Origin of the sequence: Kineococcus siccus, assembly GCF_009906795.1 — a bacterium.
GTDB lineage: Bacteria > Actinomycetota > Actinomycetes > Actinomycetales > Kineococcaceae > Kineococcus > Kineococcus siccus.
The window spans coordinates 24,352-31,400 of the sequence record NZ_JAAALN010000021.1; the positions used below are offsets into that span (position 1 = coordinate 24,352).

The following is a 7,049-nucleotide window of genomic DNA, read 5'->3' on the forward strand; positions in this document are numbered from 1 at the left end:
CGCGGTCACCGCGGTCCCGGCACGACGGTGAGGTCCGCGGACGCGGGGATCGAGCGGCGGAACAGCAGGTAGACCGCGAACCCGACGCCCGCGCCGATGAACCAGCTGAACGTGGCCGTCGTGGTGTGGTGGCTCAGCACCGGCACGAGCGCGAGGGCGGCCCCGGCCACGACCGCGCCGACGGCGACGGGGTTCCAGCCGGCGCGGTAGTGGTAGCGGCCCCGCGGGCTCATCGTGTACAGGTCGTCGACGACGATCGCGCGCCGCTTGACGAGGTAGTAGTCGGCGATGAGCACGCCGTACAGCGGCCCGATGAACGCGCCCAGGACGTCGAGCGTGTAGTGGATCGTCTCGGGGCTGTTGTAGAGGTTCCACGGCGTCAGCAGCACCGACCCGACCGCGGCGATCATCCCGCCGGTCCGCCAGCTGATGCGCTGCGGGCTGACGTGGGAGAAGTCGAACGCGGGCGCGACGAAGTTCGCGACGATGTTGATCCCGATGGTCGCGATGACGAAGGTGAGGCAGCCCAGGACGACGGCGGTCGTGCTGTCGAGGCGGGCGACGGTCTCGACCGGGTCGGTGATCATCGACCCGTACACGGGCACGGTGGCCGAGGCGGTCACGGTGACGAGGAGCGCGAACACCAGGAAGTTCAGCGGCAGGCCGAGGAGGTTGCCGCGCTTCACGTCGGCCATCGAGCGGCCGTAGCGGGCGAAGTCGCCGTAGTTCAGCATCGGCCCGGAGAAGTAGGAGACGACCAGCGCCACGGCCGTGACCATGATGCCCACGGCGCCCCAGCCGGTGTGGGTGATGCTGCCCAGGTTGAGGTCGATGTTCGACGGCCCCGCCCGCACCACGAGGTAGGCGGCCAGGGCGAACATCACGACGTAGACGGCGGGGCCGCAGAAGTCGATGAACCGGCGGATGGCCTCCATGCCCCGCCAGAACACGACCGCCTGCAGGACCCACATGAGGCCGAACGCCGCCCACCCCAGGGTGCTCAGGCCGGCGAACCCGTGGCGCTCCACCTCCGCGTACGGACCCCACGCGGGCTGCAGCTTCAGCGCCAGGATGACGAGGGAGTTCGACGCCAGGTAGGTCTGGATGCCGTACCAGGCCACCGCGATGAGGCCGCGGATGACGGCGGGCACGTTGGCGCCGCGGACGCCGAAGGTCACGCGGGAGACGACCGGGTAGGGCGTGCCGGTCTCCTGGCTGGGCCGCGCGACGAGGTTGCACAGCAGGTAGACCACGACGATGCCCACGAGCAGCGCGATCAGCACCTGCCACGCGGCGAGCCCGAGGGCGAACAGGCTGCCGGCGGTCACGTACCCGCCGACGCTGTGCACGTCGGACATCCAGAACGCGAAGAAGTTGTAGGACTTCCAGTTCTGCCGGCCCAGCGGGGCCAGGTCCTCGTTCGCGAGCGAGGGGTCGTAGCCGGGTTTCACCACCCCCGTCCCGGCGCGGGGCCCGGGCGCCTCGGCGACCTCGGCGGGGGCGCGCTTCACGTCAGCCATGGAGGTCTCCTGGGTTGCGTCTCGGTGGCACGGGAGGGGCGTGCCGTCCACGCTAGGAGGGGCTCGTTTCGTCCAGGTAACCCCGCGGATATATCTCGGCCGGGGCGGGTCCACCATGGGCGCATGCGCATCACGCACCTGGGACACGCCTGCATCCTCGTGGAGACCGCCGGGGCCCGGATCCTCGTCGACCCCGGCACGTTCAGCCACGGGTTCGAGGAGCTCGAGGACCTCGACGCCGTGCTCGTCACGCACGCCCACCCCGACCACCTCGACGTCGAGCGCCTGCCCGTGCTGCTGGAGGCGAACGACGGCGCCCTGCTGCGCGCGGAGCCCTCGACGGCGGAGTCGCTGGCCGAGGCGGGCCTCGGCGCCACCCCGCTGCACCCGGGCGAGGTGCTCGAGGTCGGCGGCGTCCGGGTCGAGGCCGTCGGCGGCGAGCACGCGCTCGTCCACGCCGACGTGCCCCGCATCGGCAACGTCGGGCTCGTGCTGCGCGCCGAGGGGGAACCGTCGCTGTTCCACCCCGGCGACTCCTACGCCACCGCCCCGGCGGGCGTCGACGTCCTGGCGCTGCCGCTCAGCGCCCCGTGGGCGGCGAGCCGGGAGATGATCGACTTCTGCCGCGCGGTCGGGGCCGGAGCCGGGTTCCCGGTCCACGACGCGCTGCTGTCGCCCGTCGGGCGGGGCCTGTACATGACCCAGGCCCGCACGCTGGGCCGCCTGGACCTGCGGGACCTGGCGGGCGCGGGCCCGCAGGAGTTCTGAGGCGTCCCCGGGCCGTGCGCGGTCAGCGCCGGACGCTGCTCATGTCCGGGTAGCGGTCGCCCGAGCCCGCGCCGACGGGCAGGACGGACTCGAGCCGGGCGAGGTCGTCGGCGGTGAGCTCGACGTCGGCCGCCGCGACGTTCTCCGCGAGGTAGCTGCGCCGCTTGGTGCCGGGGATCGGCACGACGTCCGGCCCCTGGGCCAGCAGCCAGGCGAGCGCGACCTGCCCCGGGGTGGCGCCCCTGGCGTCGGCCAGGGTGCGGACCTCGTCGACCAGCTGCAGGTTCCTCCGCAGGTTCTCGCCCTGGAAGCGCGGGTTGTTCCGGCGGAAGTCGTCGGGGGCCAGGTCGTCGACGCCCGTGATGGCGCCGGACAGGAACCCGCGGCCGAGCGGGCTGTAGGCGACGAAGCCGATGCCCAGCTCCCGCACCGTGGCGAGCACCCCGTCCTCCTCCACGTCGCGCGTCCACAGCGACCACTCCGTCTGCAGGGCCGTGACCGGGGCCGTCGCGTGCGCGCGGCGGATCGTCTCGGGCGCGGCCTCGCTGATGCCGAGGTGGCGGACCTTGCCGGCCGCGACGAGCTCGCCCATGGCGCCCCACGTCTCCTCGACGGGCACGGTGGTGTCGACGCGGTGCTGGTAGTAGAGGTCGATGTGGTCGACGCCCAGGCGGCGCAGGCTGGCGTCGCACGCGGAGCGGACGTACCCGGGGCGGCCGTTGATGCCGCGGGTGCCGTCGGGGTGGCGCTCGTTGCCGAACTTGGTGGCCAGGACGACCTCGTCACGGCGCGAGGCGACGGCGCGCCCGACGAGCTCCTCGTTGGTGAACGGGCCGTACATGTCCGCGGTGTCCAGCAGGGTCACGCCCGCGTCGAGGGCGGCCGCGATCGTCGCGAGCGACTCGGACTCGTCGCCCGCGCCGTAGAACTCCGACATGCCCATGCAGCCCAGGCCGAGGGCGGAGACGTCGAGGGCCGTGCCGTTCGCGGCGCTGCCGAGGGTGCGGTGGGAGAGGGTGGGGGTGGTCATGGGACCACGGTCCGACGTCGAGCGCGCTCGAAGTCAAGCGGAGGCGCCCCAGAGCCCCCGCGTCTCCTCGTAGCCGTCGATCTTCGCGGTGATGGCCTCGAGGTGGCCGGTCACCTCGGCGAGCTGGGCGAGGACGCGCGTGCGGTGCTCGCGGAGCACCTCGAGCCGGCGCGCCTCGTTGCCCGTCCCGTCCCGGCACAGCTGCGCGTACGCCCGGACCTCGCGCACCGGCATCCCCGTCGCGCGCAGCCGCTGCACGGTCTCGATCCAGCGCAGGTCGTCCGGGGCGTAGCGGCGCCGGCCGGCGGTGGTCCGCGCGACCGCCTCCAGCATCAGGCCCTCGGTCTCGTAGTAGCGCAGCGCGGAGGTGCTCAGCCCCAGCCGCGCGGCCGCCTCCGCGATGCTCAGGAGCGTCGCCGGGTCCACGTCGATCGTCGTCACGACGGCAGTGTCCTCCGCGGCGCGCCGTCAGAGGCCGTAGGACTCCAGCAGCCGCAGCCACACCTCGCTGATCGTGGGGTAGCTCGGCACGGCGTGCCACAGCCGGTCCAGCGGGACCTCGCCGACGACCGCGACCGTGGCGGAGTGCAGCAGCTCCGCGACGTCCTGGCCGACGAAGGTCACGCCGACGACGACGCCGCGCTGCTCGTCGACGACCATCCGCGCCCGGCCGGCGTAGCCGTCCGCGACGAGCGACGCGCCGGCCACGGCCCCGATCTCCTGGTCGACCACCCGCACGTCGAGGCCGGCGTCGCGCGCCTGCCGCTCGGTCCGACCGACGCTCGCGACCTCGGGGTCGGTGAAGACGACCTGCGGCACCGCGGTGCGCGTCGCCGTGCCCGCGTACCGCGACCACGCGGGCGCGTCCCCGACGAGCTCGCCCGCGGCGCGGGCCGCGATGGCGTCACCGGCCGCCCGGGCGTCGTACTTGCCCTGGTGGGTCAGCGGAGCGCGGCCCGTGACGTCGCCCACGGCGTACAGCCAGGCGCCGTCGACGCCATGGACGAGCCCGGAGTCGTCGACGGTGATCCGGCCGCCGTCCTCCAGACCGACGGTCTCCAGCCCGATCCCGGACGTCACGGGCGTGCGGCCGGTGGCGACGAGCAGCTCCTCGGCCACCACGGTCGCGCCGTCGTCGAGGGTGATCGTCACCTCGGTGCCGGTGCGGGAGACGGAGGCCGGGCTCGCGCCCAGGCGCACGTCGACACCGTCCGCGCGCAGCGCCTCCGCCACGGCCTCGCCCGCGAAGTCCTCGAAGGCGCGCAGCAGCGTCGAGCGCACGAGCAGCGTGACCGTCGAGCCCAGCCGCGCGTACGCCTGCGCGAGCTCGACGGCCACGACGCCGCCACCCACGACCGCCAGGCGCGGCGGGACGGCGTCGGCGCTGGTGGCCTCGCGGCTCGTCCACGGCCGCGCGGTGGCCAGGCCCTCGACGTCGGGCAGCACGGGCACCGAGCCGGTGGCCAGCACGACCGCCCGGCGGGCCACGAGGGTGAGCGGGCCGTCCTCCGTCTCGACCTCCAGGCGGCGCGGACCGACGAGGCGGGCGGTGCCCCGCACGAGCGACATGCCCGCGGAGGCGACCCAGTCCGCCTGCGAGGAGTCGTCCCAGTCGTGGGTGAAGGTCGTGCGCCGCGCGAGCACGGCCCCGGCGTCCAGCCCCCCGGTCACGGCCTCCGCCGCGCCCGGCAGCCGCCGGGCGGCGGCCAGCGCGTGCCCCGAGCGCAGCAGCGCCTTGCTGGGCATGCACGCCCAGTACGAGCACTCGCCGCCGACCAGCTCCCCCTCGACGACCACGACGTCCAGCCCGCCGCGCCCCGCGCGGTCGGCGACGTTCTCCCCGACCGCCCCGGCCCCGACGACGACGACGTCCACCTCGCGCTGCTCACCGCTCACGCCCGGACGGTAGCGCGCGCCGGGCGGGACGCATGTGGTCTGATCGTCGGCGTGGGCATCGACTTCGCGTCCTCCCCCCGGCCGACGCTCGGCGTCGAGTGGGAGATGGCCCTCGTCGACCGCCGGAGCCGGGACCTGGTCTCCTCCGCGGCGGAGGTGATCGACGCGGTCCACGCCGAGGACGAGGCGGCCGGGCCGAAGGTCCAGAAGGAGCTGCTGCGCAACACCCTCGAGGTCGTCACGGGGATCTGCGACACCGTCGCCGAGGCCGCGGACGACCTGAGCGAGTCGCTGCGGGGCATCCGGCGGATCACCGATCCGATGGGCCTGGAGCTCATGTGCAGCGGGACGCACCCGTTCGCCCAGTGGGACGTGCAGCAGGTCACCGAGAGCCCCCGCTACGCCGAGCTCATCGAGCGCACGCAGATGTGGGGCCGGCAGATGCTGATCTGGGGCGTGCACGTGCACGTCGGGATCGACTCGGTGCACAAGGTGCTGCCGCTGCTGAACAGCCTCCTCAACTACTACCCGCACCTGCAGGCGCTGTCGGGCTCGTCGCCGTTCTGGACGGGCACCGACACGGGGTACGCCAGCAACCGGGCGCTGATGTTCCAGCAGCTGCCGACGGCCGGGTTGCCGTTCCAGTTCGGCGCGTGGGGCGAGTTCGAGTCCTACGTCGACGACATGCTCGTCACGGGGGTGATCGACGGCCTGAGCGACGTGCGCTGGGACATCCGGCCCTCCCCGACGCTCGGCACCATCGAGGTGCGGGTCTGCGACGGGACCCCGACGCTGCAGGAGCTGCGGGCCCTCACCGCCCTGGTGCACTGCCTCGTCGTGCACCTCGACGACCGCCTCGAGGCGGGCGAGACGCTGCCCACCATGCCGCCGTGGCACGTGCAGGAGAACAAGTGGCGGGCCGCGCGCTACGGCCTCGACGCCGAGGTCATCGTCTCCGCGGCCGGCGCCGAGCGGCTCGTCACCGACGACCTCACCGAGCTGCTGAACCGGCTGGAACCCGTCGCGGCCCGGCTGCACTGCGCCGACGACCTCGCGCTCGTCGCGCAGATCCCGGGACGCGGGGCGAGCTACCAGCGCCAGCGCGCGGTGGCGGCCGCCACCGCCGAGGACCCGCTCGTCGCCGTCGTCGACTCCCTCGTCGCCGAGATGCGGGCAGGCCGCCCCACCTGACCCGCCCGCCCGTCAGGAGGCGAGCGCGTCCTGCAGCGACATCGCCGTGAGCCCGTGCGCCGCAGCGACCTCGGGGCTCGTGAGGTGCCCGGCGTGCGCGGACAACCCGGCGGCCAGCGCCGGGTCGGCGTTCAGCGCGGGCTTCCAGCCGTGCCGGGCCAGCTTCACGACGTAGGGCAGCGTCGCGTTGGTCAGCGCGTAGGTCGAGGTGTGCGGGACGGCGCCCGGCATGTTGGCCACGCAGTAGAAGACGGACCCGTGCACCGCGAAGGTCGGGTCGTCGTGGGTCGTCGGCCGCGAGTCCTCGAAGCACCCGCCCTGGTCGATGGCGATGTCGACGAGCACCGACCCCGGCCGCATCTGCGCGACGAGCTCGTTGCTGACCAGCTTGGGAGCGCGCGCCCCCGGGACGAGCACGGCCCCGACGACCAGGTCGGCGCTGCGGACGGCGCGCGCGAGCTCGAACGCGTTCGACGCGATGGTGCGCACGGCGCCGCCGAAGCGCGCGTCGACCTCGCGCAGCTTGGGGATGGACAGGTCCAGGACGGTGACCTCGGCGCCCATGCCCAGCGCGATCTGCGCCGCGTTCTGCCCCGACACGCCCGCCCCGACCACGACGACGTCCGCGCCCCGGACCCCGGGGA

7 protein-coding genes are annotated in these 7,049 nt (G+C 74.1%); 2 read left to right on the forward strand and 5 right to left on the reverse strand.

What is annotated here, in order from left to right; translation table 11 throughout:
- Positions 1 to 5: 5 nt before the first annotated feature.
- Positions 6 to 1,520 (reverse strand): NCS1 family nucleobase:cation symporter-1, encoded by a 1,515-nt coding sequence (locus GTR02_RS04795; RefSeq protein WP_166606334.1) that lies wholly within the window; start codon positions 1,518 to 1,520, stop codon positions 6 to 8.
- A 123-nt stretch (positions 1,521 to 1,643) separates the two neighbouring features.
- On the opposite strand from GTR02_RS04795, the gene GTR02_RS04800 reads away from it, so the two are divergent.
- On the forward strand, positions 1,644 to 2,288 hold the full coding sequence (locus GTR02_RS04800; RefSeq protein WP_166606335.1) for an MBL fold metallo-hydrolase: 645 nt from the start codon (positions 1,644 to 1,646) through the stop codon (positions 2,286 to 2,288).
- A 22-nt stretch (positions 2,289 to 2,310) separates the two neighbouring features.
- Here GTR02_RS04800 and GTR02_RS04805 read toward each other — a convergent pair whose 3' ends face one another.
- The 3 genes from GTR02_RS04805 to GTR02_RS24175 are packed head-to-tail and all read right to left on the reverse strand — an operon-like array spanning position 2,311 to position 5,214.
- Positions 2,311 to 3,318, reverse strand: a complete 1,008-nt coding sequence (locus GTR02_RS04805; protein ID WP_205708637.1) for an aldo/keto reductase — start codon at positions 3,316 to 3,318, stop codon at positions 2,311 to 2,313.
- Positions 3,319 to 3,351: 33 nt separating this feature from the next.
- On the reverse strand, positions 3,352 to 3,759 hold the full coding sequence (locus GTR02_RS22360) for a MerR family transcriptional regulator (protein WP_205708638.1): 408 nt from the start codon (positions 3,757 to 3,759) through the stop codon (positions 3,352 to 3,354).
- 27 nt (positions 3,760 to 3,786) lie between these two features.
- Positions 3,787 to 5,214 carry an FAD-dependent oxidoreductase gene (locus GTR02_RS24175; protein ID WP_166606336.1) on the reverse strand — a complete coding sequence of 476 codons (1,428 nt, stop codon included), beginning with the start codon at positions 5,212 to 5,214 and terminating at the stop codon, positions 3,787 to 3,789.
- A 51-nt stretch (positions 5,215 to 5,265) separates the two neighbouring features.
- Here GTR02_RS24175 and GTR02_RS04815 point away from each other — a divergent pair, with 51 nt between their 5' ends.
- Positions 5,266 to 6,405 (forward strand): glutamate--cysteine ligase, encoded by a 1,140-nt coding sequence (locus tag GTR02_RS04815; protein WP_166606337.1) that lies wholly within the window; start codon positions 5,266 to 5,268, stop codon positions 6,403 to 6,405.
- A gap of 12 nt (positions 6,406 to 6,417) precedes the next feature.
- Here the strand turns inward: GTR02_RS04815 and GTR02_RS04820 are convergent.
- The coding region (locus GTR02_RS04820; RefSeq protein ID WP_240895069.1) for an alanine dehydrogenase at positions 6,418 to 7,049 on the reverse strand (632 nt) is incomplete at its 5' end.